The following is a 24,114-nucleotide window of genomic DNA, read 5'->3' on the forward strand; positions in this document are numbered from 1 at the left end:
GTGGCCGACGCAACCATCGAGAACGCCGGACTGCTCGTCGTCGACAAGCCGGCCGGGATGACCAGCCACGATGTCGTGTCACGATGCCGGAAGATCTTCAACACCCGCCGCGTGGGGCACGCCGGTACCCTCGACCCGATGGCCACCGGTGTCCTGGTCGTCGGGATCGAGCGGGCCACAAAGCTTCTCGGACTCCTCTCGCTGACGACGAAGTCGTACACGGCGACGATCCGACTCGGCGCGTCCACCACGACCGACGACCGCGAAGGCGAGATCCTCGACACGGCAGACGCATCCGGGGTCCTCGACGCCGACATCGCCGCGGCCATGGCCGATCTCACCGGTGACATCCAGCAGGTCCCGGCGAAGGTCAGCGCCATCAAGGTCGACGGGCGGCGAGCGCACGCACTGGTGCGGACCGGAGCCGACTTCGACCTCGCGGCGCGCCCGGTCACCGTGTCCCGCTTCGAGCTGCTCGACGCCCGGCGCGACGCCGCGTTCGTCGATCTCGACGTGGCCGTTGACTGTTCGTCGGGCACGTACATCCGGTCACTGGCGCGCGACCTCGGCGCCGCGCTCGGGGTCGGGGGGCACCTGACCGAACTCCGGCGGACGGCGGTCGGCCCGTTCACCCTCGACCATGCGCGCACACTCGACGACGTCCGCGACGAGCCGCGCGTCAGCCTCGACATCGACGAGGCGGTCAAGATCTCGTTCCCGCGCCGCGACATCGACGACGACGAGGCCGAGTCGATCAGTCAGGGGCGATGGCTGGAGCCGATCGGCCGCAAGGAGATCTATGTTGTCGTCGATCCGCGGGAACAGGCGATCGCGCTGATCCAGGAAAAGGGTCGCCGCGCGAGTTCGGTGATGGTGGTGCGGCCGGCGACCCTGCGCTGACGCGCCCTGCCGAAGAAACGGGTCAGCCGCGCGGGACGACGAAGATGGCGCGTGCGGCGATGTCGCCGAGGTCGATGGGATCGCCGTCGTCGAGCGACACCGAGATCGTGCCCGCGAACGGGCGCTTCTCGGCGACGGTCACCACACAGTCGAGGGCGACGCCCACCTGGTCGAAGTAGCGCAGCATCTCGGGATCGGTGTCGGAGATTCGGGCGATAGCGCCCGACGCCCCGACCTCCAGGTCGGCCAGGAGTGCCGCGTCCGGCGCGGGGATCGAGCCGTCGAGTGCGGGAATCGGGTCGCCGTGCGGATCCCGGTCGGGGAAGCCGAGTTTCGCATCGAGCCGGGCCATCAGCCGGTCGGACACCGCATGTTCGAGGATCTCCGCCTCGTCGTGGACCTCGTCCCAGCGGTAGCCCAGCTCGCGCACCAGGAAGGTCTCGATCAGCCGGTGGCGGCGCACCATCAGGACGGCCGCGGACCGGCCCGCGGCGGTGAGGGTGACCGCGCCGTACGGTTCGTGCGAGACGAAGCCCTGGTCGGCGAGTTTGCGGATCGCCTCCGACGCGGTCGATGCGGACACGCCGAGGGATTGAGCCAGCAGCTTGGTGGTGACCTTGACGTCTTCCCACTCCTGGCTGGTCCAGATCACTTTCAGATAGTCCTGGGTCACCTGTGACAGTTCTGTCACCGGACGATCCGTTCCCCGAGGCATGACCAAGAGCTTAACCCCACCGCAAACGCGAGTGGCGGTGGTGGTTTGGAACACCGGGTGCCCGTAGTCTGGTCGCGTGTTGCGTTGGCGAGGTCTGGACGACATCCCCGCGGGCTGGGGACGGTGCGTGGTCACCATAGGTGTCTTCGACGGTGTTCACCGGGGACATGCGGAGCTCATCAACGCCGCCACGAAGGCGGCGAAGGAGCACGGCGTCCCGGCGGTGCTGATGACGTTCGACCCGCACCCGTCCGAGGTGGTCCGCCCGGGATCCCATCCGCCGCAACTGACGACGCTGACACGACGCGCCGAGCTGGCCGAGGAGCTCGGCATCGACGTCTTCTGCGTCATGCCGTTCACACCCGAACTCGCCGCCCGGTCGCCCAAGGACTTCGCCCACGACATCCTCGTGGAGACGTTGCACGCGGCCGTCGTGGTCGTCGGCGACAACTTCACGTTCGGACGCAAGGCGGCCGGCGACGTGGCCAAGCTCGCCGAACTCGGTGGGAAATTCGGCTTCTCGGTGGAATCGGTCTCGCTGTTCGGTGAACATGCGGTGACCTTCTCGTCGACCTACATCCGCTCGTGTGTCGCGGCCGGTGACGTCGACCGCGCGACCGAGGCGCTCGGCCGCCCGCATCGGGTCGAGGGTGTGGTGGTGCGCGGCGACGGCCGTGGCCGCGACCTCGGGTACCCGACGGCCAACGTGGCCCCGCCGATGTACGCCGCGATCCCCGCCGACGGCGTTTACGCCGCCTGGTTCACGATCCTGGGCGCGGGCCCGGTCGTCGGCGAGGTCGAGCCGGGGGAGCGCTACCAGGCCGCGGTGTCGGTCGGCACCAACCCCACCTTCTCCGGCCGAACCCGAACGGTCGAGGCATTCGTTCTGGACAAGAGCGCCGACCTCTACGGGCAGCACGTCGCCGTCGACTTCGTGCACCGCATCCGCGGGATGGAACAGTTCGACGGCGTCGACGACCTGATCACCGCCATGGGTGACGACGTGACGAAGACGCGCGAGATCCTGGCGGCGGCCGAGAGCTGAGCCCTGGATTTGGGCCGGGTCCCACCCGGGCGGTAGCCTGATCAGTCGGTGTTGCTGCAGTCCGCGGTGGCGCACCGTGGTTGTTTCGGACGCGGTACTGAGAAACAGGAGTAACTCCATGGCTTTGACTGTCGAGCAGAAGAAGGAAATCCTCGCCGAGTACGGTCTGCACGAGACCGACACCGGCTCGCCCGAGGCCCAGGTCGCGATGCTGACCAAGCGCATCACCGACCTCACCGAGCACCTGAAGCAGCACAAGCACGATCACCACAGCCGCCGCGGTCTGCTGCTGCTGGTCGGCCGTCGCCGTCGTCTGCTGAAGTACGTCGCCAAGGTCGACATCAACCGCTACCGTTCGCTCATCGAGCGTCTCGGCCTGCGTCGCTGATCTCCCGACTTCCACCGGCCGCCCCCGAAACGGGGGCGGCCGGCTTTGTCGTATCGGGGGTCGTCGTATTGAGGTATCGACAGTCGGCGGTGATACGCTGACAGACGGATCGTGCCGGAACTCGAGGCAGTGCGGAACGACCAGCCAGATCGGTCCTCGGTAGTGGCCGCCGGAACCCTCGCCCGGGCAACCCTCGGGCGCGCAGGATTCCGGCCGCTTCGATCGAAGGCCGTCTGAGCACTCATCCGGCGCAGACACGCTGCGCCATTCACCGTGCTGCCGCACATTCTCGGCGCGTTCTGGGTAGGTCCGATCCGCGCGTGCGCTCCTGTGCGAGCCCGCTCGACGTGACACGTGAGTTCGTGCTGCGCACCTCCGCGAAGGCCACCCCCAACCGCACAAGCGGCCACCTTCTCGTGGCCGCGTCAGACGGCCGCCACCGGCAGCCGCTACGAAGGGATTCCACCCCACATGACAGATGTGAACACCACCGAAGACTTCGCCGACGACTACGACGACGCGATCACCGAGGCGACCGCCGTCATCGACAACGGGAGCTTCGGCACCCGCACGATCCGGTTCGAGACCGGACGCCTCGCGCTGCAGACCGCCGGTTCGGTGACCGCCTACCTCGACGACGAGAACATGCTGCTCTCGACCACCGCGGCGTCGAAGCACCCGAAGGAGCACTTCGACTTCTTCCCGCTGACCGTGGACGTCGAGGAACGGATGTACGCCGCCGGCCGCATCCCCGGATCGTTCTTCCGTCGCGAGGGTCGTCCGTCGACCGACGCGATCCTGACCTGCCGCCTCATCGACCGTCCGCTGCGCCCGTCGTTCGTCGACGGTCTCCGCAACGAGATCCAGGTCGTCGTGACCGTCCTCTCGCTGAACCCGAACGACCTCTACGACGTCGTCGCGATCAACGCCGCGTCCGCCTCCACCCAGCTCGCGGGTCTCCCGTTCTCCGGTCCGGTCGGTGGCGTGCGTGTCGCGCTCATCCCGACCGAGGAGAACAAGGCCGGCCAGTGGGTGGCGTTCCCGACCGTCGAGCAGCTCGAGGGCGCCGTGTTCGACATGGTCGTCGCGGGCCGGATCGTCGCCGGCTCCGGTGACAGCGCCGACGTCGCGATCATGATGGTCGAGGCCGAGGCCACCGACAACGTCATCGACCTCATCGCCGGCGGCGCGCAGGCACCGACCGAGGCGATCGTCGCCGAGGGCCTCGAAGCCGCCAAGCCGTTCATCGCCCGCCTCTGCGAGGCGCAGAAGTCCCTGGCCGCCGCCGCGGCCAAGGAGACCGCCGAGTTCCCGCTGTACCCGGCGTACCAGTCGGATGCCTACGACGCCGTGGCGGCCGCCGCCACCGATCGCCTGTCGGAGATCCTGACGATCGCCGGCAAGCAGGAGCGCGACGACAAGACCGACGAGCTCAAGGCCGACGTCCTCGAGCAGCTCGGTGAGCAGTTCGCGGGCCGCGAGAAGGAGATCGGCGGGGCCTACCGGTCGCTGACCAAGAAGCTCGTCCGGCAGCGCATCCTGACCGACCACTTCCGCATCGACGGCCGCGGCATCACCGACATCCGTGCCCTCTCGGCCGAGGTCGCGATCATCCCGCGCGCCCACGGCAGTGCGCTGTTCGAGCGCGGCGAGACCCAGATCATGGGTGTCACCACACTCGACATGGTCAAGATGGCGCAGCAGATCGACTCGCTCGGACCCGAGACGTCCAAGCGGTACATGCACCACTACAACTTCCCGCCGTACTCGACCGGTGAGACCGGTCGCGTCGGATCGCCCAAGCGTCGCGAGATCGGCCACGGTGCGCTCGCCGAGCGTGCCCTGATGCCGGTGCTGCCGAGCGTCGAGGACTTCCCGTACGCGATCCGCCAGGTGTCCGAGGCACTGAGCTCCAACGGTTCGACCTCGATGGGCTCGGTCTGTGCGTCGACCATGTCGCTGCTCAATGCCGGTGTGCCGCTGCGCGCCCCGGTCGCCGGTATCGCCATGGGCCTCGTCTCCGACACCGTCGACGGCGAAACCCGTTATGTCGCACTGACCGACATCCTCGGCGCCGAGGATGCGTTCGGCGACATGGACTTCAAGGTCGCGGGCACGAAGGACTTCGTGACCGCCCTGCAGCTCGACACCAAGCTCGACGGCATCCCGTCGCAGGTGCTCGCGGGTGCGCTCAGCCAGGCCAAGGACGCCCGACTGACCATCCTCGACGTCATGGCCGAGGCCATCGACGAGCCCGACGAGATGAGCCCGTTCGCGCCGCGGATCACCACCATCAAGATCCCGATGGACAAGATCGGCGAGCTGATCGGCCCGAAGGGCAAGACGATCAACGGCATCACCGAGGAGACCGGCGCCAACGTCTCGATCGAGGACGACGGCACCGTGTTCGTCGGCGCGGCCGACGGCCCGTCCGCGCAGGCGGCGATCGACCGCATCAACGCGATCGCCAACCCGCAGCTGCCCAAGGTCGGGGAGCGCTTCCTGGGCACCGTCGTCAAGACCACCGCGTTCGGCGCCTTCGTGTCGCTGCTCCCGGGTCGCGACGGCCTCGTGCACATCTCGAAGCTCGGCAAGGGCAAGCGCATCAACAAGGTCGAGGACGTGGTCAACGTGGGCTCCAAGCTCCGCGTCGAGATCGCCGACATCGACGAGCGCGGCAAGATCAGCCTCGTCCCGGTCGACGACGACGCCGACAAGGCCGACGCCCCCGCCCCCGACGCGGCCAAGGATGACGCGGTGAAGGCCGACGCCTGATCTGAGTACGACCCACCGGGGCCCGTCGTCCATTGCGGACGGCGGGCCCCGGTGTCGTCTCGAAGCCGCCGTCAGGATCGCTCGGCGGTGTCGAAGCTGATCTCGAAGCCGTCGGTCCACGCCGACCCGGAGCCGGCGATCTGCTCGTAGAGGCCCTCGATGGTCTGGGCCGTCGAGATCGCCTGGTCGGGGTTCTGCGTGCCGAAGTTGCCGCTCGAGGAGATCCCGACGAGGACATACCGTCCGCCACGGGTCTGCTGGTACCACGGTGAACCCGAATCCCCGCCGAGGACGACGAGTTCGGCGTTGACGAGACGATGCTCGGGCGCGGCGTCCTGATGCAGCAGGGCGGTCACGGTGCCGACGGTCGTCCCGGTGCGTTCGCCGGTCTTGGCGACCGGTTCGCCGACCTCGGGGTCGGCCGCCGTCGCGAAGACGGGGTCCACCTCCCAGTCGTCCTCGATCGCGATGACGGTGTAACCGCGGGGATCGGCGAGCGTGATCGACCCGTCGGGGGTGCCGCCGTCGTCCTGCCAGTCCACGACCTCACCGATCGTCTCGCCGTCGGTGGTGGTGACCTCGTCGCCGACGCCCTCGGCGCAGTGCCCGGCCGTGACGGCGAGACGGTCACCGTCGGCGTTGGTCCCGAAGAACCCGATGGAACACAGGCCGTCGCCGATCAGGATGCCCTGGCCGGCGGTGAGTGTGTCGGCGTACTCGGGCGTGATGGCGGCTGCGGGGGCGGTCGTGCCCATTGCCACGGCCAGAGCGGCCAGCAGGGTGGTCGCGGCGGCGACGTGCGGCTTGATCATCGGGGGTCCTTTGCTCCGAGAGGGTGTCTGCTCCCTTCGAGCCGAACCCGGGCCCCGCGGTGTGCCGGCCGGACTCCGAATCATTCGACCGGCCGACGGTCTTCGCAGACCCCGGGCCCGCCTAGACTCTGCAGACATGGCCGGTGAGGAGAAGCCGCAGCTGACGGTGGCGCGGCGTCGGGACGCCGGCGGGATCTCGGCGGCGAGCGCCGTGGCCGAACTGCTCCGCACCGCACCGGTGATCGGCCGGGCCGACATGACCGTCCGCCAGGCGGCCGCGTTGATGACCGAGCGCGGACAGGACTACGTGGTGATCCCGCTGCCGGACCGGAGCTTCGGCGTGCTGACCGACGGCGACATCCGGGCCGAGGTGGTCGCGGCCGGCCGCAGCGTCGACACCTCGGTCGGGGAGATCGTCACGGAACCGGCGTTCGTCGTCGATGCCGGTGCGGCGTCGATGGACGTGCTGACCGAGCTCGTCGACCGCGATCTGGCGATCGTCCCCGTCCGTGGCGCCGACGGCGAGGTGATCGGTGTCGTCGGGGCGGGGGATTTCGTCGCCGACCCCGTCGGTGCGGGCATCCCGCTGCGCGAACAGATCCGACGTTCGATCGACGTCGAGGAGCTGCAGGGGCATGCGCGCAGGCTGCCGCAGTTCGTGGCCGACCAGGTTCGCCGGGACCGACCGCCGTACGAGATCTCGCGCGCGGCGTCCATGATCGTCGACGCGGTCGTCGGTCGCGCGCTCGATGTCGTCCTGACCGCACATCCCGAACTCGATCCCGCGGCGTTCACCTGGTTGTCGCTGGGCAGCAACGCCCGTCGGGAACCGGTGCTGAGCTCGGACGTGGATTCGGCTGTCTCCTTCGACGATTCGGCCGGCGGCGAGATCGAACGCTATCGGGCAGCCTTCGGTGAGGTCGACGAGGTGTTGCGGAACGCGGGACTGCGGGTCGACGACAACGGCGCCGTCGCGTCGAAGCCGCTGTTCGCGCGGACCCACACGCAGTGGCAGACGGCGGCGCGAGCGTGGATCGATGATCCGCTCGCCGGCAAGGGCATGATCTTCACATCGCTGATGCTCGACGGCCGGCCTGTCCGCGGGCGCGCCGCGGTGTCGGCGACGCCTGCGGTCGCGATGATCGCCGGGTTGCGGCGCGACCCGCGGACGATGAATCTGCTGCTGGCCGAAACCCTTTCGACGCGGGCCCGGTTGCGGTCCCGGCGGGATGTGTTGACCGGTCGGGGCAACATCGTCGACATCAAGGGGCATGCGGTGACACCGCTCGTCAACATCGCGCGGTGGGCCGCGGTCAGTGTGGGTTCGACCGACGTCGACACCCGCGGCCGTCTGCGCGCGGCGTCCGGCAGCGAGATGCTGCCGACCGATCAGGCGTCGACGCTCATCGAGGTCTTCGAGGTGCTGCAGCGCGTTCGGCTGCGATATCAGGTCGCACAGTTCGACAACGGTGATCCGCCCGGCGATCGGTTCGATGTCAGGCAGTTGTCCCCGCTGGACCGCAGCCTGCTCGGGCAAGCGGTCCGCGAGATCGCCGGAGTGCAGCGCCGCATGTCGACCATGAGCCGACTTCTTCCCGGACCCGAGCAGGTGACCTGAATCCCGATGTGCCTGATCCTTTTTGCGTGGAACGCGCACCCCACTCAGCGGTTGATCGTGGCCGCCAATCGGGACGAGCAGCACCGTCGCCGCACCTTCGCGCTGTCGCACTGGGACGACCTGCCGATCCTCGGCGGTCGCGATGCCGTCGCCGGCGGTACGTGGATGGCTGTCTCGGCCGAGGTCCCCGACCGGGTGGCCATGGTCACGAACGTCCGGGTCGGGCCGGCTCGACGGGCCGGAATCCGTTCGCGCGGACAGCTTCCCGTGGACTATCTGATCGGCGACGACGACCCGAAGGTGTACGCTCACCGGGTCCTCGACGATGCGGCGGCGTACGATCCGGTGAATCTGCTCGTCGCCGATCGGGACGAGCTGTGGTGGATGACCAACTGGCCGGAACCGCGCGCCGAGCGGGTGGCCGACGGCGTGCACGGTCTGTCCAACGGCGCCCTGGACAACGACTGGCCTAAGGTCGTCGACGGCGCGGCGGCGTTGAGTGGTCTGGTCGAGGCAGACGGCGGCGGGTCGGCTGGGTCTCCGGACGAGTCCTACTTCGCCATGCTGGCCGACCAGGATCGGCCGGACCCGACGCGTCTGCCCGACACCGGCGTCGGACCCGAGGCCGAGGCGGCGCTGTCGCCGATGTTCATCAACATCTCCGGGTACGGCACCCGGGCATCGACCCTGCTGCGCGTCGGGTACGACGGCCACGGATCGATGACCGAGCGCCGCTACGGCTGGCGGGGCCGACGCCGCGGAACCACCACGCTGACGTTCTGATCAGTTGTGCGCGAAGGGGTTCGGCGACACGTCCAGGTCGAGTGCGGCGCCGACCTCGGCGGTGAACAGTTGACCTTGCCGCGTGCTCAGTCCCGAGGCGAGTGCCGGGTCGGCTGCGCACGCCTGCTCCGTTCCCGAGTCGGCCAGCCGGAGGACGTAGGGGAGGGTCGCACCGGTGAGCGCCTGTGTCGACGTACGCGCGACGTTGCCAGGCATGTTCGCGACGCAGTAGAAGACGGTGTCGTGGACGGCGAAGGTCGGGTCGTCGTGGGTGGTGGGTCGAGAGTCCTCGAAGCAGCCGCCCTGGTCGATCGCGACGTCGACGAGCACCGCGCCCGGCTTCATCTGGGCGACCGTGCCGTTCGAGACGAGGACCGGTGCCTTGGCGCCCGGCACGAGGACGGCTCCGATGACGAGGTCGGCACCGACGACCGCCTCCTCGACCGCCAGGGCCGTGCTGTACCGGGTGTGGACGCGGCCGCCGAAGCGGGCGTCGATCGATCGGAGTTTGGCGATGTCGATGTCGAAGACGGTGACCTGGGCGCCCATGCCGAGCGCGATCTGCGCCGCGTTCACGCCGCTGACGCCACCGCCGAGAACGACCACGTCGGCGGGCTCGGTTCCCGGCACGCCACCCATGAGTACGCCCCGACCGCCCGCCGAACGCATCAGGTGATAGGCACCCACCTGCGGTGCGAGGCGTCCGGCGACCTCGCTCATCGGGGCCAGCAACGGGAGCGCGCCGTCGGCGGTCCGGACCATCTCGTAGGCGATGGAGGTGATGCCCGACGCCAGCAACGCGTCGGTGCAGGCCCTGCCGGCGGCCAGGTGCAGGTAGGTGAACAGCGTCTGATCCCGGCGCATCAGCGCGAACTCCGAGGCGATCGGTTCCTTGACCTTCAGCAGTAGTTCGGCCTGCTCCCAGACCGCGGCGGCGGTTCCCAGGATCTGTGCACCGGCGGCCTTGAAGTCGTTGTCGGCAATGGCGGATCCCTCGCCCGCGCCGGCCTGGACGATCACGTCGTGGCCGCGCTGGTGGAGTTCGGCGACGCCGGCGGGGGTGATGGCCACGCGGTATTCGTGATTCTTGATCTCGGTAGGGATGCCGATGCGCATGATGACTCCGTCGGGTTGTGGTCTCCTGAACGTTCCTCGATGAACTGGTTTTCAGCGTGAAGGAACATCGGCCATGGCACAATCGTGCGGAAGAATATTCTCGTGCAGCTCGGTCTGCCGACGATCGTGTGAGGACGGAGGGCGCGATGGCCACCACACCGAAGGATGTTCGGGCCGGTGAACTCGACGCGACGGACCGGGAGCTGCTCCGCCTGCTGCAGTCCGATGCGCGGATGCCGAACAGCGAACTGGCGCAGCGCGTCGGCATCGCCGCGTCGACCTGCCACGGCCGCCTGCGTCGGCTCGTCGACCTCGGCATCATCCGCGGCTTCTTCGCCGACGTGGACCCGGCGGCGCTGGGGCGCCCGCTGCGTGCCATGGTCGCCGTCAGTCTGCAGTCCGACGCGCGCGGTCAGATCCGGCGCTTCGTCGGCGAGATCGCCACCCACGACGAGGTGATCGACGTGTTCTTCCTCGCCGGCACCGACGACTACCTGCTGCATGTCGCCGCCGCCGACACCGAGGCGCTGCGCCAGTTCGTCGAACGACTCAACGGCCGGCCGGAGGTCGCCGGAACCACCACGTCGCTGGTGTTCGAACACCGCCGCGGCGGTGCCCCGATCTTCTGAGGAGAGACGCCACTAGACTGGCCCGGCAGCGACTCGGCCGGCAGGACACGACACGAAGAGGTGGACATGAGCGGGATCAAGGTGGGCGTCCTGGGCAGCCAGGGCAAGGTCGGGCAGGCGATCGTCGCGGCGGTCGAGAATGCCGACGACCTCACCTACACCGTGGGCGTCGACAAAGGTGACTCACTCGAGTTCTTCACCGACACCGAGACCCAGGTCGTCGTCGACTTCACCCATCCCGATGTGGTCATGGACAACCTGAAGTTCCTCATCGCCAACGGAATTCACGCCGTCGTCGGGACCACCGGATTCACCGAGGAACGCCTCGACACCGTCCGCGGCTGGTTGTCGGAGAACCCCGGCGTCGGCGTCCTCATCGCACCCAACTTCGCGATCGGCGCGGTGCTGTCCATGCGTTTCGCCGCCCAGGCCGCCAAGTACTACGACTCGGTCGAGGTCATCGAGTTGCATCACCCGCACAAGGCCGACGCGCCGTCGGGAACCGCCTATCGGACGGCAGAGCTGATCGGGCGCGCGCGGGCCGAGGCCGGTGTCGGACGCAGTCCCGATGCCACGACCGAGGAACTCGACGGCGCCCGCGGCGCGGTCGTCGACGACGTACGTGTCCACTCGGTGCGCCTCGCGGGACTCGTGGCACATCAGGAGGTGCTGCTCGGCACCGAAGGCGAGACGCTGACCATCCGGCACGACTCCCTCGACCGGGCGTCGTTCGCACCCGGAGTGCTCCTGGGCGTGCGGAGCATCGCCGGCCGTCCCGGGCTCACGATCGGGCTCGAAGAACTGATGGACCTCTGACGATGACCTCCTCCGGCCCGCCGAACGAACCAGCCCACGACGACGACACCGAGGGCGGCGCACCCCGACTCGGTCCGCGGAAGAAGGACTCCCGTCCGATCGTCTGGATGATCGCATTCCTCGTCGTGGCGCTCATCGTGTACTTCGTTCTGCTCGGATGGCGTGGCTTCCAGCTGATCGCCTCTGGGTCGGCCGCCGGGATCGGTCTCGGTCTGGGCGTGATCGCGCTGCCGCTGATCGGGGCGTGGCTGGTCTACGCGACGCTGCGGGCGGGCCTCGAGCACCAGAAACTCGCCGCCATCATGGCCGACGAGGGACGTGAACTCGACATCTCGAACCTGCCGCACCGCGCATCGGGCCGGATGGAGCGCGACGCGGCCGACGAGCTCTTCGCCCAGGTGAAGGCCGAATGGGAGGCCGACCCGAGCGACTGGCGCAACACCTACCGCATCGCCCGTGCCTACGACTACGCCGGCGACCGCACCCGTGCCCGCTCGATGATGAAACGGGCTGTCGCCCAGTACCACGGCCGGGAGCAGTAGACCGATGAGCCGGCTGCTCATCGTCCACCACACCCCGTCACCGGCATGCCAGGAGATGTTCGAGGCAGTCGTGTCCGGTGCTACCGACCCCGAGATCGAAGGCGTCGAGGTGATCCGACGCGCGGCGCTCGCCGTCACCGCCTCCGACTTCCTCGACGCCGACGGTTACCTCCTCGGCACGCCCGCCAACCTCGGATACATCAGCGGCGCACTGAAACACGCGTTCGACGTGAGCTACTACCAGATCCTCGACTCGACTCAGGGTCGGCCGTTCGGGCTGTACATGCACGGCAACCAGGGCACCGAAGGAGCTGTGCGAGCGGTCGATTCGATCACCTCCGGCCTCGGCTGGACCAAGACCGCCGAGTACGTCATCGTCTCGGGCGCCCCGGGCAAGGACGACCGCGAAGCGTGCTGGGAGTTGGGTGCGACGGTGGCAGCGGGGTTGATGGAGGGATGAACGAGTGTTCCGCGGAACACTCGTGACCTCGGGTTGAGGCTCGAGGAATTGTCGGTGCCTGGCGATACCTTGTTCCTGTACTTCTCGCTCGGTTCAGGGGGTTGCGTTGGGGGTCAGTGCTTTTCGTTGCGGTGGAGATGCGTCGTCGATGTTCGATGGTGCGGATCCTGAGTCGCTGTCGGATGAGGTGCTCGAGGCTCGGGTGCTGGGGTATGCGGCTCAGATCACGGCTCTGACAGCGGACTTCCTGGAACTGGTGGCAGAACTGGATGGGCGGGAGTCGTGGCGGGGGCCGGGGATTCATTCGCTGGCGCACTGGTTGTCGTGGAAGGCCGGCATTGCACCGCGAACGGCGCATGAGCAGGTGAGGGTCGCCAAGGCGATACGAGCATTGCCGGCGATCCGCACGGCGTTTCGCGAAGGTCGGCTGTCGTATTCGAAGGTCCGCGCGTTGACGCGAGTGGCCACGCCTGAACGTGAGCAGGAGTTGGTGAATCTGGCGTTGTCGTGCACGGCGAGTCAATTGGATCGGGCGGTGCGGGCGATGGGCCGGATCGACCGCAACCGTGGCGTCGAAGACGAGGGCCGGCCGCCGGTGGAGTCGACGGGCCGGTGGAAGTGGAACGATGACGGGTCGTTGTCGGTGTCGTTGACGTTGAGTCCGTTGGATGGTGCGCGGTTCCTCGCTGGGACGGTGCGGGCGGAATATGAACGCACCCGGACCCGCGACGACCGAGATCTACCGACGTTGGAGAGTGTTCCGCGGAACACTGACGCCGGTTCGGCACCTAAGGATTCGGGGCAGGAATCGGAGGCTATTCCGTCGCGGCGTCGGGATCTGTGGCGGCACGTGCCGTCGAATGTGGCGCCGGCGGTGGTGGCGATGGCCGACATGGTGCATGAGGGGATCGCGATGCCCGATCTTGCTCCGGGCGCGGAGATCTTGATCCATGCCGGTGAGGGTGTGGAGTCGGCTCATCTCGATGATGGGCCGGCGTTGTCGGAGGCTGAGGTGGACGAAGCCCGGTGTGGTGCGTCGACGCGGGATGTGGTGAGCCGCAGGGTTCCCGGGCAGCCGGGGAAGCTGGCGTTGTTGGGGGTGGGTCGTCGGAAGCGGGCGCCGAACAAGGCGTTGGTGCGGGCGTTGTTCGTGCGGGATCGGTGTTGTCAGGTGCCGGGGTGTGGACGGACGCGTCATCTGCATGCCCATCATGTGCGGTTCTGGTCGGCGGGTGGGCGGACCGATCCGGACAATCTGATCTTGTTGTGTGGGTCGTGTCACCGCTCGCTGCATCGGGGCGAGTTCTCGATCACCGCACATGGGTTGCAGCAATTCACGTTTCATCGCTCGGACGGCACTGAGATCGAGGTGGCGCCACCGACGTCGAAACCGGACGGGTGGCGACCCGATCAACGAATCGGGGTAGATGCGACGGTGCCGATCGGCGGTGGTCGAATGGACCTGGGGTACACCACCGAGGTGCTCTACGCGGTGTGGGAGTGGAAGGCACGCAACGCAACTCGCTCCCAGCCCGCTGTGCAAAGGGCCGCGTAAGCGCCTAGCTGTTAGACTGACACGCGGTGTGCCGGGAAGTCTGGTCGGCTGCGCGTTGACGGTGAGCCCCGCACGATGGGGCGGCCACGACGCGTACGTAGCCCACCCGACGAAGGACTCCGTACGCACCATGACTGACACCGACTCACGTCGGGCCACCCCGACGCTCTTCTCGCGCGGCTCTTGGCCCGAAGCTTCCCGCATCGCCGACATCTTCCGGCGCGAAACCATCGGCGGCATGCTGCTGCTCGTCGCCGCGGTCGTAGCCCTTGTATGGGCCAACTCGCCGTGGTCGGCCGCCTACTTCGGCCTCGGCGACATCCATGTGGGGTCCGACGCGCTCGGTCTGCACCTCGACCTGTCCCTCGCGACCTGGGCTGCCGACGGTCTCCTTGCCATCTTCTTCTTCGTCGTCGGTCTGGAGCTGAAGCGCGAGTTCGTCGCCGGCGACCTCCGCGACCCCGCGCGGGCCGCGCTGCCCATTGCCGCGGCGGTCGGTGGAATGGCTGTTCCCGCACTCATCTTCGTTGCGGTCACCATGCGGGCGGGGGATGGAGCCGTGCAGGGCTGGGCCATTCCCACCGCCACCGACATCGCGTTCGCGGTCGCGGTGCTGGCCGTGATCTCGACGCATCTGCCCGCCGCACTGCGTACCTTCCTGCTCACCCTGGCCGTCGTGGACGACCTGCTGGCCATCACCGTGATCGCGGTCTTCTACACCGACTCCATCAACGGCGCAGCGCTGGCCCTGGCCCTGATCCCACTCGCGGCGTTCGCCTTTCTCGTGCAGCGGCGGGTCACCTCGTGGTGGCTCCTGCTCCCATTGGCGGCCCTCACGTGGACATTCGTCCACGAGTCCGGGGTCCACGCCACCGTCGCCGGCGTCGTCCTCGGCTTCACGGTCCCAGTGCTCCGTCGGGCCGGGGGCGACGAGACGGACACCCGGCATTGCCTGGCAGAACACTTCGAACACCGAATCCGGCCCATCTCGGCCGGCTTCGCCATCCCGGTGTTCGCCTTCTTTGCCGCCGGCGTCACCATCGGTGGTCTCAGCGGCCTCCGCGAGGCGCTCACGAATCCCGTTGCGCTGGGCATCATCTTCGGTCTGGTGGTCGGCAAGACGGTGGGCATCGTCGGCACCACCGCACTTCTCGCCCGGTTCACGCGCGCCACCCTCGACGCCAGCATCCGATGGATCGACGTGACCGGTGTGGCCATGCTCGCCGGCATCGGCTTCACGGTCTCGCTGCTCATCGGCGACCTCGCGTACGACCCGGAATCCGACCGCGCGGAGTACGTCAAGATCGGTGTCCTGGTCGGTTCGCTGACGGCCGCCTCGGCCGCGGCGGTCATCTTGCGGATGCGCAACCGCCACTATCGCCGGGTCGCCGAAGACGAGTCCCGGGACGACGATCACGACGGCATCCCGGATGTCTATCAGCGGGACAGCTGATCGGTGGGACTCGAGGTCGTCGCCATCGCGGCTGCCGCCAGGCCTGTGACGTAGTCGGCGATGGTCGTCGGCCCGGTGAGCACCGTGGTCCCCGGACGTCGGCCGACGACCCGGCCGTCGTTGATGGCCCGTGTCATGCCCACATGATGGCCTGCGACATCGGGACTGAATCCGGCCTCGTCGACGAGCGTCGCGACCATGTCGTCGTCGGACAAGCGCTCATACCGCAGCTTCGGAAGGCCGAAGGCACGTCCCAACGCGGCCGTCACGGTGGCCTGGTCGACGTTCACCGGACCCAGGATCTCCCGGCTCAGATGTCCACCGCCCCAGCCTGTTCCGGTCAGCGCATCCACCGCTGCCGCGGCGATGTCCCGCGTGGCGACCATCGGAACGGCGACATGCGGATCCAGCGAGTCCGCGACGATGCCCGCATTCTGCATGAGCGGGAGGTAGGAGCGGGCGTTGTCGTAGAACCAGCCGGCACGCAGAGCGAGCACCTCGACGCCGGACAACTCCGCCAGCCGCTGCTCCAGGATGTGCAGACCGGCCAGAAATCCGGTGCCGGAGCTGATCTCGGCGCCGACGCTGCTGAGCGCGACCACACGCGGCACACCGGACTCGCGGAGGGCGCGGACGATCGCGTCGGTCATCGTCCGCTGCGAGGTGAGGTGGTCGGCGGCGGTGTGATCCACGGGTTGCATCACGAACACCGCGTCCGAGTCGCGCATGGCGGTGGCGAGCGCGGACGAATCGGTGGTGTCGGCTACCGCGGTGTCGGCACCGAGCCGAGCGAGGGCGTCGAGCCGCTCAGAAGAACGCCCGACCGCCCGAACCCGGTGTCCGGCGTCGAGCAGGCGGGTGGTGACCTGTGCGCCGACGGTGCCTGTTGCCCCGAGGATTGTGTACATGAGGACCTCCTGAATCGTTCGATGTCGTATGTCCAGAGTGAAGCGGAGTTGCCGGACGAAACAGCGCTCACAGTCCGCAATGCATGCTCAATCGTCCGAAACGGCAGACGATCGGATCACGATGACCGATCATGGACGGGTGCGCAGACCCGACGGCAGTCACCCGGACCCGTTCCACAGCCCCGACCCCCTCGGGGAGGCCCTGCACTTCTTCCGTCTGAACGGTGCCTTCTACTGCCGGTCGGAGCTCACCGAGCCCTGGGCGCTGACCATGCCGGTCTGGGAGGACTGTCTGTGCGTGCACCTCGTCGTGTCGGGGTCGCTGCGGTTGTCCGCGCCGGACGGAGAGTCGCTGCGATTCGCGCCGGGAGATCTCGTCGTCGTGCCGCACGGCCGATCGCACGTCGTCCGCGGCGACGGCGAGGCGATGTTCGCCCCGGTCGTCACGGATCTGCCGCACGACTACCTGAGCGATCGGTATGCCATCCTGCGACATGGCGGCGACGGGCCCGAACGCTCGGTCCTGATCTGTGCCGTCGTCCGTTTCGACCATCCCTCGGCACGGTCGCTGACGTCGATGCTGCCGCCGATCCTCGCCATCCGCGCCGCTGATCCCCGTGCGGGTGCAAGCAGCTCGTGGCTGCGCGACCTCATGCGCATCGTGATCGACGAGGCCGGCGAACTCCGACCCGGTGGGGAGGCGGTCATCACCCGGTTGTCCGACATCATCGTCATCCACGCGATCCGATCGTGGTTGCAGGACGCGGAGGGCACCCGCACCGGCTGGCTCGGGGCTCTCGCCGATCCGCAACTCGGGCGTGCGGTCGCCGCGGTCCATCGCGATCCAGCGGCGGAGTGGAGCGTCGAACGACTGGCCCGTGAATGCGCGATGTCGCGGTCGACGTTCGCAGCCCGGTTCACCGCCGTCGTCGGCGAGCCGGCAATGCAGTACGTCACCCGGTGGCGGATGTATGTGGCGGCGGATCGCCTCCGAGACCCGGATGCGTCTGTCGCGTCGGTGGCGGGCGCGCTCGGTTACTCGTCCGAGGCGGCGTTCAGCCGGGCGTTCAAGCGGGTCAACGGGTCCACACCCGGCCGAGTGCGACGCGTGGCGCGGGCCGGCTGATCACTCGTCCTGGCCGGCGGCCGGGTCAACGGCGGCGGCGAGCGCGCGGCTCACCTCGAACTGCCGGACCAGGAACGCCTTCTCATCCAGCTTCTTACGCCGCATCCACGTCGTGACCTCGGAATTGCACTTGCTCGCATTGCACGAACCGCAGCACGGCACGACGTTGGCGACGGTGTACCGGCCGCCGCGGGAGATGGCCAACATGCAGTCACGCTGGAGGGCGACGCCCACCGCGCCGCAGTACGCGCACCCACCCCAGGCCTCCTGCAGCGCGAGCCACTGGGCGTCGGTGAGGTCGTTGTCGCGGGCCGCGACACGCTTGCGACGACGCTTGGCGTACCGATTGGCGCGGGTGGTGCTGCGGGTGGCCACGGGAGGAGCCTACCGCTCGGATCACACGAGTCACAGCCGTCACAGGCCGAGTCGGGGTCGTGTCGTGCGCCCGGCGGTGCGACTGGTGCTTTGCCTAGACTGGCACCCGTGAGCACGGCCATCCGCGACATGTCATCGACCGGGACCATCCCGACTCCGTACGAGGACCTGCTGAGCCTCGTCATGGAGACCGGGACGCCGAAGGCCGACCGCACCGGCACCGGGACGCGCAGCCTCTTCGGCAGGCAATTGCGCTACGACCTCGCCGAGGGTTTCCCGCTGATCACCACCAAGAAGGTGCATCTGAAGTCGATCGTCTTCGAGTTGCTGTGGTTCCTGCGCGGCGACTCCAACGTCCGATGGCTGCAGGAGCGCGGGGTCTCGATCTGGGACGAGTGGGCCGACGAGAACGGTGAACTCGGACCCGTCTACGGCGTGCAATGGCGGAGCTGGCCGACCCCGTCCGGCGAGCACATCGACCAGATCGCGGCCGCCCTCGACCTGCTCAAGACCAACCCCGATTCGCGCCGGAACATCGTGTCCGCATGGAACGTGGGGGAGATCCCGCAGATGGCACTGCCGCCTTGCCACGCGTTCTTCCAGTTCTACGTCGCCGACGGCAAGCTGTCGTGCCAGCTGTACCAGCGCAGCGCCGACCTGTTCCTCGGCGTGCCGTTCAACATCGCGTCGTATGCGCTGCTGACGCACATGATGGCCCAACAGGCGGGCCTCGAGGTCGGCGAGTTCGTGTGGACCGGCGGCGACTGCCACATCTACGACAACCACGTCGAGCAGGTGACGTTGCAACTGTCACGCGACCCGTACCCGTACCCGAAACTCGAACTGCGCAAGCGGAATTCGATCTTCGACTACGAGTACGACGACATCGCCATCGTCGACTACCGGTCCCATCCCGGGATCAAAGCCCCGGTGGCGGTGTGACGTCCGACCTCGCGGGGGAGGGCTCGCGTGAGGTGCGCCTGGTCTGGGCGCAGGGACGCGGCGGGGCGATCGGCCGGGACAACACGATCCCGTGGCGGGTCCCCGAAGATGTGGCACGGTTCAAGGAACTGACGGTCGGGCACCCGGTTGTCATGGGCCGCAAGACATGGGATTCGCTGCCGCCGCGATTTCGGCCGCTGCCCGGTCGCGCCAATGTGGTCGTCACCCGCGACGCGGGGTGGTCGGCCGACGGCGCCTCGGTCGTGGGATCGGTCGCCGAGGCGCTCGAGCTGGCCGGTGGCGAACGGATCGGAATCATCGGCGGCGGCGAGATCTACCGCTTGGCAATGGAATTCGCCACTGAACTGTGTGTCACGGAGATCGACGTCGAGATCGACGGTGCCGACGCGTTCGCCCCGGAGATCACCGACGAGTGGGCTTTGGCACATCGCGGTGAGTGGCAGACCTCGACGAGCGGCATCGGGTACCGCTTCGTCGACTATCGGCGCGCTCGGCAGGGCTGATGGCGCCGGATCGTCTCTCGATCGCACAGGCGCGTCGAATCGCGCTCGCCGCACAGGGTTTCACCGACCGTCGGCCCGCCGCCGCGCCCACCATGGCACACCTGAAGCGCGTCGTCGGCCGGACGCGGCTGCTGCAGATGGACTCGGTCAACATTGCCGCGCGTGCGCACTTCATGCCGCTGTTCTCTCGCCTGGGTGCCTACGATCCCGACCTGTTGCACCGCGCCGCGTGGCAGCCCGGACGCGGTCGGCGGCTGCTCGTCGAGTACTGGGCCCACGAAGCCGCGCTGATCCCGGTGAACGACTGGCCCCTCTTCCGATGGCGGATGGACGACTTCGCCGACGGTCGGTATCGGCACACGCGAGATGTGATGCGTCGCAACCGTTCTCTGGTCGCCGACGTCCGGGCTGTGATCGAGGTGGTCGGCGCGACCACGCCCCGTGCCATCGAAGCGGAACTGGGCATCGAACGTGAACCCGGTGCAGCCGGGAGCTGGTGGCAGCGGGGCGAGGTGAAGCACCTGTGCGAGGCCATGTTCGCCGCCGGTGACCTGTCGGCGGTCCGCAACGGGAACTTCGTGCGGCACTACGACCTCACCGAACGGATCGTCGGCGCGGACATCGTCGCGCTGCGACCCGACCGTGGGCAGGCGCACCGTGAACTCGTCAGCCGTGCCGCCCAGGCGCTCGGTGTCGCCACCGTGGCCGATCTGGCCGACTACTACCGGCTCCGGCCGGCCGACGCGCGGCCGGCGGTCGCCGAACTCGTCGAAGATGGTGTGCTGCAGGAGATCTCCGTGGACGGCTGGCGCGACCCGGCCTACCTGGCCGCCGGCGCGGCTATCCCGCGGCGCGTCGACGCCTCGGCGATCCTGTCGCCGTTCGACCCGCTCGTGTTCTTCCGCCCCCGCGCCGAACGACTCTTCGACTTCCACTACCGTATCGAGATCTATGTGCCCGAACACAAACGCGTGCACGGCTATTACGTGCTGCCGTATCTGCTGGGCACCGACGTCGCCGCGCGCGTGGACCTGAAGGCCGACCGCAAGAACCGCACCCTGCAGGTGCTCGGGGCCTACTGCGAGCCGGGTCGTTCCCGAGGCCTCGTCGCCGAACGGCTGTCCGCGGATCTGCGGAGCTTCGCCGGCTGGCAGGACCTCGACGATGTCGTCGTGTCGGGACGCGGCGACCTGGCGCCCGACCTTCAACGGGTGCTGCACGTCGCGTGACTCACCCCGAGTGATGCGATGCTGAGGATCGAAAGTTCACGACAGCGATGGGAGACGAAGCGATGACCGTGTCGTATGAGGGCAACGACTACCGATTGGTGATGTTCGATCTCGACGACACCTTGGCCCCGTCGAAGAGCCCGCTCGACGACCAGATGGTCGATCTGTTGCGGCGGATGCTCGACGTGAGCCTGGGCTGCATCATCTCCGGCGGCAACTTCACCCAGTTCGAGAAGCAGGTTCTCGCGCGGCTCGGCAACTTCGACAGCGTCGCCAACCTCCACCTCATGCCGACGTGCGGAACGCAGTACGTGCGGTGGTCCGGGAACGACTGGGAGACGGTCTACGCGGAGTTCCTCACCGACGACGAGAAGCAGCGCACGCTCGACGTGCTCGAGACCGGCGCCAAAGAACTGGGTCTGTGGGAGAGCGAGACGTGGGGTGACATCCTCGAGGACCGCGGCAGCCAGATCACCTTCAGCGCGCTGGGGCAGAAGGCGCCCGTCGACGCGAAGGCGGCCTGGGACCCCGACGGAGCGAAGAAAGAGTCCCTGCGTGCCTACGCCGCCGAGCGACTTCCCGACCTCGAGGTGCGCAGCGGCGGGTCGACGTCGGTGGACGTCACCAAGAAGGGCATCGACAAAGCTTACGGCGCACTGAAGTTGATGGACATCCTCGGCCTCAGCACCAGCGACATCCTGTTCTTCGGCGACCGGCTCGACGAGGGCGGCAACGACTACCCGGTCAAGGCTCTGGGCATCACGTCTATCGCCGTCCACGGCTGGCCCGACACCCACGCGAAGCTGTCGGCGCTGCTGGATCAGGTCGAGACGGGCAGCTAGTCGACCGGCCCGCCCGCCGGTACGACCCGCTGGGTGCCGTTCGCGACCCGGTAAGACCTCGCGTAATACTGGCCGGAGCGCGGCTCCGTCTTGTCGTGCACGAAGTACCAGTCCATCTGCGTCGCCGCCGGCGTCACGGTCAGGACCGAATACCCGTGCGCGTCGAACTCGCTCCAGCGCACGTGGTGGTTCGTGGCCGCGAAGGCCGAGGACACCGCGACCCCGGCGGTGTTGGCGGGCACGTTCAGCATGTCGTCGATGTTGGTCGACGTGATCGAGGTGCCGACCAATTCCGTTGCGACACTCCCGCCGCCGGGATAGTTCGCCGGGTCGGCCGGGATGTCGCACGCCCACGACGAGTGGATGTCACCGGTGATGAAGACGACGTTGTCGACGCGGTTGCGGCGCAGTGATTCGAGGAGACGTCGACGATCGGCGGCGTAACCGTCCCACTGGTCGGCGTTGTACGGGATGCCCTCCCGCGGGATGCCGAGCAGTGCGGTGACCGCGCCGGTTGTCTGCGGGTCCAGCGGGGGGATCAGCACCGGGGCGATCATCACCGGGTTGCCGACGATCTTCCAGCGGGTCTCCGACGACGTGAGTCCGTTGGTCAGCCACGACATCTGAGACCGGCCGAGGATCGAGCGGGCGGGATCGTCGATGGCCGCCGACCGGGCGCTGACCTGCAGGTCGCGGTAGGAGCGCAGATCCAGCATGGACAATTCGAGCAGACGGCCGAAGCGGAGCCTGCGGAACAGGTGCCGGCCCGCGGTGTCGACGGCGGGGCGGATCGGCATCCACTCGGCGTACGCGCGCAGTGCGGCGGTGCGCCGCGCGGCCCAGGAGCCCTCGCCCGCCTGATGGTTCTCCGCCCCGCCCGACCACGAGTCGTTCGACGACTCGTGGTCGTCCCAGATGCAGATGAACGGCAGGTCCCGGTGCAGCCGGGCGAGATCGGGGTCGGTCTTGTACTGCGCGTGGCGTGTCCGGTAGTCGCGCAGGGTGATGATTTCGTGGCGGGGGTCGTGCGGCCGGACGGTTCCGGTCTTGCCGGTGTACCGCCCGGTCTCGTACTCGTAGAAATAGTCGCCCAGGTGGACCACCGCGTCGAGTGCCGGCTGCGCGGCCAGATGCCGGTAGGCGGCGAAGTATCCGGCCTCCCAGTTGGCACACGACACGACGCCGAATCGGATCTTCGCGACATCGGCACCGGTCGCGGGGGCGGTGCACGTGCGACCGACGGGCGACACCGCGCCGGTCGCGGGTCCGGACAGCACCGCGAAGCGGTAGTGGTACCAGGTGCGCGGCGTCAGACCCGACGCGTCGATCTTCACGGTGTGGTCGGAGTCGGCGGACGTCCGCACCTCGCCCGCGGCCACGACGGCGCCGAAGCCGGGGTCCCGGGCGATCTCCCAGCGGACGAGGCTCGCCGGCCCCAGGCCGGAACCGGGTGTCGCAGCCGGGGTCGGGGTGATGCGGGTCCAGAGGACGACGGCGTCGGGGAGCGGGTCGCCGGACGCGACGCCGTGGCGGAACACTGCCGCCGACGGGGGCCCGGGCGACCGCGGCGCGCCCTGGGCGACGACGGCGGGGGAGGCGAGCGCCGCACCGGTCACGACCGCGCCCGTGCGCAGGAAGTCGCGTCGCGTCGTCATCGCATCCACCCCCGGGTACTCGCCCACGCCTGCAGGGACTCTACCGCGGGCGGAGCCCGACGGTGCGGTACTCACGTGGTGGGGGAGAATCGGATACCGCGCGGCACGCGGACGTGTGGCCGCGACGGACGACAGGAGACATGCGTGTCCGAATTGGTGCCGCTGAAGGTGCAGATGGTGGCGATGACCCAGTTCACCCCGCCGGGAGACGTGCCGTGGAGCACCGACGCCGAGGGCGGTGAGGCGTTGGTCGAGTTCGCCGGCCGGGCGTGCTACCAGAGCTGGGACAAGCCGAACCCGCGTACCGCCACCAATGCCGGCTACCTGCGGCACATCCTCGAGGTCGGGCACCTGTCGCTGCTCGAACACGCATCGGTGACGTTCTACATCAGCGGCATCTCCCGCTCGTGCACCCACGAACTGATCCGGCACCGTCACTTCTCGTACTCGCAACTGTCCCAGCGGTTCGTGCCCGAGCACGACTCCAACGTCGTGGCGCCGCCGGCGATCGTGGGCGACCCGGAGCTCGAGGACCTCTTCACCGCGGCGACCGACGCGAGCCGGGCGGCCTACACCGAGCTCCTCGCGGCGCTGGAGGGGAAGTTCGCCGACGTCCCCAACGCCATCCTGCGTCGGAAACAGGCACGTCAGGCCGCTCGCTCCGTACTGCCGAACGCCACCGAGACAAAGATCGTCGTCACCGGCAACCATCGCGCCTGGCGGCACTTCGTCGGCATGCGCGCCACCGAGCACGCCGACGTCGAGATCCGCCAGCTCGCGGTGGAGTGTCTACGCCAGTTGATGCGGGTGGCGCCCACCGTGTTCGGCGATTTCGAGATCGGCACCCTGGCCGACGGGACCGAGGTCGCCACCTCACCATTCGTGCTGGAAGGGTGAGGATCGTCA

The 24,114-nt window shown here is 68.4% G+C and carries 24 protein-coding genes; 18 read left to right on the forward strand and 6 right to left on the reverse strand.

What is annotated here, in order from left to right; all coding sequences use genetic code 11:
• A complete protein-coding gene (gene truB / locus LEL84_RS01190; RefSeq protein WP_058250137.1) occupies positions 1–900 on the forward strand; it encodes a tRNA pseudouridine(55) synthase TruB in 900 nt (299 codons plus the stop codon).
• Between the two features lie 22 nt (positions 901–922).
• Here truB and LEL84_RS01195 read toward each other — a convergent pair whose 3' ends face one another.
• Positions 923–1,591, reverse strand: coding sequence for a metal-dependent transcriptional regulator (locus tag LEL84_RS01195; protein WP_078112279.1), 669 nt, complete (start codon positions 1,589–1,591; stop codon positions 923–925).
• A 100-nt stretch (positions 1,592–1,691) separates the two neighbouring features.
• Between LEL84_RS01195 and LEL84_RS01200 the strand changes: the two genes are divergently transcribed.
• The 3 genes from LEL84_RS01200 to LEL84_RS01210 all read left to right on the forward strand — a co-directional run bounded on the left by LEL84_RS01200 (position 1,692) and on the right by LEL84_RS01210 (position 5,823).
• The gene (locus LEL84_RS01200; protein ID WP_082652846.1) at positions 1,692–2,660 is read left to right on the forward strand and encodes a bifunctional riboflavin kinase/FAD synthetase; all 969 of its coding nucleotides are present in this window, start codon (positions 1,692–1,694) and stop codon (positions 2,658–2,660) included.
• Positions 2,661–2,778: 118 nt separating this feature from the next.
• A complete protein-coding gene (gene rpsO, locus LEL84_RS01205; protein ID WP_004021887.1) occupies positions 2,779–3,048 on the forward strand; it encodes a 30S ribosomal protein S15 in 270 nt (89 codons plus the stop codon).
• A gap of 471 nt (positions 3,049–3,519) precedes the next feature.
• Complete coding sequence (locus LEL84_RS01210) at positions 3,520–5,823, forward strand: polyribonucleotide nucleotidyltransferase (RefSeq protein ID WP_226513108.1); 2,304 nt, start codon at positions 3,520–3,522, stop codon at positions 5,821–5,823.
• A gap of 71 nt (positions 5,824–5,894) precedes the next feature.
• Here the strand turns inward: LEL84_RS01210 and LEL84_RS01215 are convergent, their stop codons facing one another.
• On the reverse strand, positions 5,895–6,635 hold the full coding sequence (locus LEL84_RS01215; RefSeq protein WP_226513109.1) for a S1 family peptidase: 741 nt from the start codon (positions 6,633–6,635) through the stop codon (positions 5,895–5,897).
• 136 nt (positions 6,636–6,771) lie between these two features.
• Between LEL84_RS01215 and LEL84_RS01220 the strand changes: the two genes are divergently transcribed.
• A complete protein-coding gene (locus tag LEL84_RS01220) occupies positions 6,772–8,253 on the forward strand; it encodes a putative nucleotidyltransferase substrate binding domain-containing protein (RefSeq protein WP_226513110.1) in 1,482 nt (493 codons plus the stop codon).
• Positions 8,254–8,259: 6 nt separating this feature from the next.
• The gene (locus LEL84_RS01225) at positions 8,260–9,036 is read left to right on the forward strand and encodes an NRDE family protein (protein ID WP_226513111.1); all 777 of its coding nucleotides are present in this window, start codon (positions 8,260–8,262) and stop codon (positions 9,034–9,036) included.
• On the opposite strand, the gene ald is transcribed toward LEL84_RS01225, so the two are convergent.
• Positions 9,037–10,152, reverse strand: coding sequence for an alanine dehydrogenase (gene ald, locus LEL84_RS01230; RefSeq protein ID WP_065628942.1), 1,116 nt, complete (start codon positions 10,150–10,152; stop codon positions 9,037–9,039).
• Positions 10,153–10,298: 146 nt separating this feature from the next.
• Between ald and LEL84_RS01235 the strand changes: the two genes are divergently transcribed.
• The 6 genes from LEL84_RS01235 to nhaA all read left to right on the forward strand — a co-directional run bounded on the left by LEL84_RS01235 (position 10,299) and on the right by nhaA (position 15,607).
• Positions 10,299–10,781: an Lrp/AsnC family transcriptional regulator gene (locus tag LEL84_RS01235; RefSeq protein ID WP_058250145.1), complete on the forward strand. Its 483-nt coding sequence runs from the start codon at positions 10,299–10,301 to the stop codon at positions 10,779–10,781.
• A 66-nt stretch (positions 10,782–10,847) separates the two neighbouring features.
• Positions 10,848–11,597 carry a 4-hydroxy-tetrahydrodipicolinate reductase gene (gene dapB, locus LEL84_RS01240; RefSeq protein WP_058250146.1) on the forward strand — a complete coding sequence of 250 codons (750 nt, stop codon included), beginning with the start codon at positions 10,848–10,850 and terminating at the stop codon, positions 11,595–11,597.
• 2 nt (positions 11,598–11,599) lie between these two features.
• Positions 11,600–12,139: a hypothetical protein gene (locus LEL84_RS01245; RefSeq protein ID WP_065628941.1), complete on the forward strand. Its 540-nt coding sequence runs from the start codon at positions 11,600–11,602 to the stop codon at positions 12,137–12,139.
• A gap of 4 nt (positions 12,140–12,143) precedes the next feature.
• Entirely contained in the window at positions 12,144–12,599 is a 456-nt protein-coding gene (locus LEL84_RS01250; protein WP_226513112.1) for a flavodoxin family protein, read from the forward strand.
• 148 nt (positions 12,600–12,747) lie between these two features.
• On the forward strand, positions 12,748–14,154 hold the full coding sequence (locus tag LEL84_RS01255; RefSeq protein WP_226513113.1) for an HNH endonuclease signature motif containing protein: 1,407 nt from the start codon (positions 12,748–12,750) through the stop codon (positions 14,152–14,154).
• Positions 14,155–14,284: 130 nt separating this feature from the next.
• A complete protein-coding gene (nhaA, locus tag LEL84_RS01260; protein ID WP_068969789.1) occupies positions 14,285–15,607 on the forward strand; it encodes a Na+/H+ antiporter NhaA in 1,323 nt (440 codons plus the stop codon).
• Here nhaA and LEL84_RS01265 read toward each other — a convergent pair.
• On the reverse strand, positions 15,592–16,515 hold the full coding sequence (locus LEL84_RS01265) for an NAD(P)H-binding protein (RefSeq protein WP_068969788.1): 924 nt from the start codon (positions 16,513–16,515) through the stop codon (positions 15,592–15,594). The two genes, nhaA and LEL84_RS01265, sit on opposite strands and share 16 nt — an antisense overlap.
• A gap of 121 nt (positions 16,516–16,636) precedes the next feature.
• Here LEL84_RS01265 and LEL84_RS01270 point away from each other — a divergent pair, with 121 nt between their 5' ends.
• On the forward strand, positions 16,637–17,641 hold the full coding sequence (locus LEL84_RS01270) for an AraC family transcriptional regulator (RefSeq protein WP_083229280.1): 1,005 nt from the start codon (positions 16,637–16,639) through the stop codon (positions 17,639–17,641).
• Here the strand turns inward: LEL84_RS01270 and LEL84_RS01275 are convergent, their stop codons facing one another.
• On the reverse strand, positions 17,642–18,016 hold the full coding sequence (locus LEL84_RS01275) for an HNH endonuclease (protein WP_058250166.1): 375 nt from the start codon (positions 18,014–18,016) through the stop codon (positions 17,642–17,644).
• Positions 18,017–18,124: 108 nt separating this feature from the next.
• On the opposite strand from LEL84_RS01275, the gene LEL84_RS01280 reads away from it, so the two are divergent.
• The 4 genes from LEL84_RS01280 to LEL84_RS01295 all read left to right on the forward strand — a co-directional run bounded on the left by LEL84_RS01280 (position 18,125) and on the right by LEL84_RS01295 (position 21,553).
• On the forward strand, positions 18,125–18,958 hold the full coding sequence (locus tag LEL84_RS01280) for a thymidylate synthase (RefSeq protein ID WP_319005253.1): 834 nt from the start codon (positions 18,125–18,127) through the stop codon (positions 18,956–18,958).
• Positions 18,955–19,482: a dihydrofolate reductase gene (locus LEL84_RS01285; protein ID WP_068969787.1), complete on the forward strand. Its 528-nt coding sequence runs from the start codon at positions 18,955–18,957 to the stop codon at positions 19,480–19,482. Before LEL84_RS01280 ends, LEL84_RS01285 begins: the two co-directional genes overlap by 4 nt.
• Entirely contained in the window at positions 19,482–20,711 is a 1,230-nt protein-coding gene (locus LEL84_RS01290) for a winged helix-turn-helix domain-containing protein (RefSeq protein ID WP_226513114.1), read from the forward strand. The genes LEL84_RS01285 and LEL84_RS01290 overlap by 1 nt, the downstream gene beginning before the upstream one ends.
• A gap of 62 nt (positions 20,712–20,773) precedes the next feature.
• Positions 20,774–21,553, forward strand: a complete 780-nt coding sequence (locus LEL84_RS01295; RefSeq protein ID WP_137808704.1) for an HAD-IIB family hydrolase — start codon at positions 20,774–20,776, stop codon at positions 21,551–21,553.
• Here LEL84_RS01295 and LEL84_RS01300 read toward each other — a convergent pair.
• Positions 21,550–23,208, reverse strand: coding sequence for an alkaline phosphatase D family protein (locus LEL84_RS01300; protein ID WP_226513115.1), 1,659 nt, complete (start codon positions 23,206–23,208; stop codon positions 21,550–21,552). The genes LEL84_RS01295 and LEL84_RS01300 overlap by 4 nt on opposite strands.
• Positions 23,209–23,352: 144 nt before the next feature.
• On the opposite strand from LEL84_RS01300, the gene thyX reads away from it, so the two are divergent.
• On the forward strand, positions 23,353–24,105 hold the full coding sequence (thyX, locus tag LEL84_RS01305) for an FAD-dependent thymidylate synthase (RefSeq protein ID WP_226513116.1): 753 nt from the start codon (positions 23,353–23,355) through the stop codon (positions 24,103–24,105).
• Positions 24,106–24,114: the final 9 nt, after the last annotated feature.

This window comes from Gordonia sp. WA4-43 (assembly GCF_020520305.1).
Classification (GTDB): Bacteria; Actinomycetota; Actinomycetes; order Mycobacteriales; family Mycobacteriaceae; genus Gordonia; species Gordonia hongkongensis.

What these genes read in the sequence shown, in the direction of transcription:
- rpsO (WP_004021887.1), top strand. Translation starts at nt 2,779, where the DNA reads ATGGCTTTGACTGTCGAGCAGAAGAAGGAAATCCTCGCCGAGTACGGT.
- LEL84_RS01210 (WP_226513108.1), top strand. Translation starts at nt 3,520, where the DNA reads ATGACAGATGTGAACACCACCGAAGACTTCGCCGACGACTACGACGAC.
- LEL84_RS01215 (WP_226513109.1), bottom strand. Translation starts at nt 6,635, where the DNA reads ATGATCAAGCCGCACGTCGCCGCCGCGACCACCCTGCTGGCCGCTCTG.
- LEL84_RS01220 (WP_226513110.1), top strand. Translation starts at nt 6,772, where the DNA reads ATGGCCGGTGAGGAGAAGCCGCAGCTGACGGTGGCGCGGCGTCGGGAC.
- LEL84_RS01225 (WP_226513111.1), top strand. Translation starts at nt 8,260, where the DNA reads ATGTGCCTGATCCTTTTTGCGTGGAACGCGCACCCCACTCAGCGGTTG.
- ald (WP_065628942.1), bottom strand. Translation starts at nt 10,152, where the DNA reads ATGCGCATCGGCATCCCTACCGAGATCAAGAATCACGAATACCGCGTG.
- LEL84_RS01235 (WP_058250145.1), top strand. Translation starts at nt 10,299, where the DNA reads ATGGCCACCACACCGAAGGATGTTCGGGCCGGTGAACTCGACGCGACG.
- dapB (WP_058250146.1), top strand. Translation starts at nt 10,848, where the DNA reads ATGAGCGGGATCAAGGTGGGCGTCCTGGGCAGCCAGGGCAAGGTCGGG.
- LEL84_RS01245 (WP_065628941.1), top strand. Translation starts at nt 11,600, where the DNA reads ATGACCTCCTCCGGCCCGCCGAACGAACCAGCCCACGACGACGACACC.
- LEL84_RS01250 (WP_226513112.1), top strand. Translation starts at nt 12,144, where the DNA reads ATGAGCCGGCTGCTCATCGTCCACCACACCCCGTCACCGGCATGCCAG.
- LEL84_RS01255 (WP_226513113.1), top strand. Translation starts at nt 12,748, where the DNA reads ATGTTCGATGGTGCGGATCCTGAGTCGCTGTCGGATGAGGTGCTCGAG.
- nhaA (WP_068969789.1), top strand. Translation starts at nt 14,285, where the DNA reads ATGACTGACACCGACTCACGTCGGGCCACCCCGACGCTCTTCTCGCGC.
- LEL84_RS01265 (WP_068969788.1), bottom strand. Translation starts at nt 16,515, where the DNA reads ATGTACACAATCCTCGGGGCAACAGGCACCGTCGGCGCACAGGTCACC.
- LEL84_RS01270 (WP_083229280.1), top strand. Translation starts at nt 16,637, where the DNA reads ATGACCGATCATGGACGGGTGCGCAGACCCGACGGCAGTCACCCGGAC.
- LEL84_RS01290 (WP_226513114.1), top strand. Translation starts at nt 19,482, where the DNA reads ATGGCGCCGGATCGTCTCTCGATCGCACAGGCGCGTCGAATCGCGCTC.
- LEL84_RS01295 (WP_137808704.1), top strand. Translation starts at nt 20,774, where the DNA reads ATGACCGTGTCGTATGAGGGCAACGACTACCGATTGGTGATGTTCGAT.
- LEL84_RS01300 (WP_226513115.1), bottom strand. Translation starts at nt 23,208, where the DNA reads ATGACGACGCGACGCGACTTCCTGCGCACGGGCGCGGTCGTGACCGGT.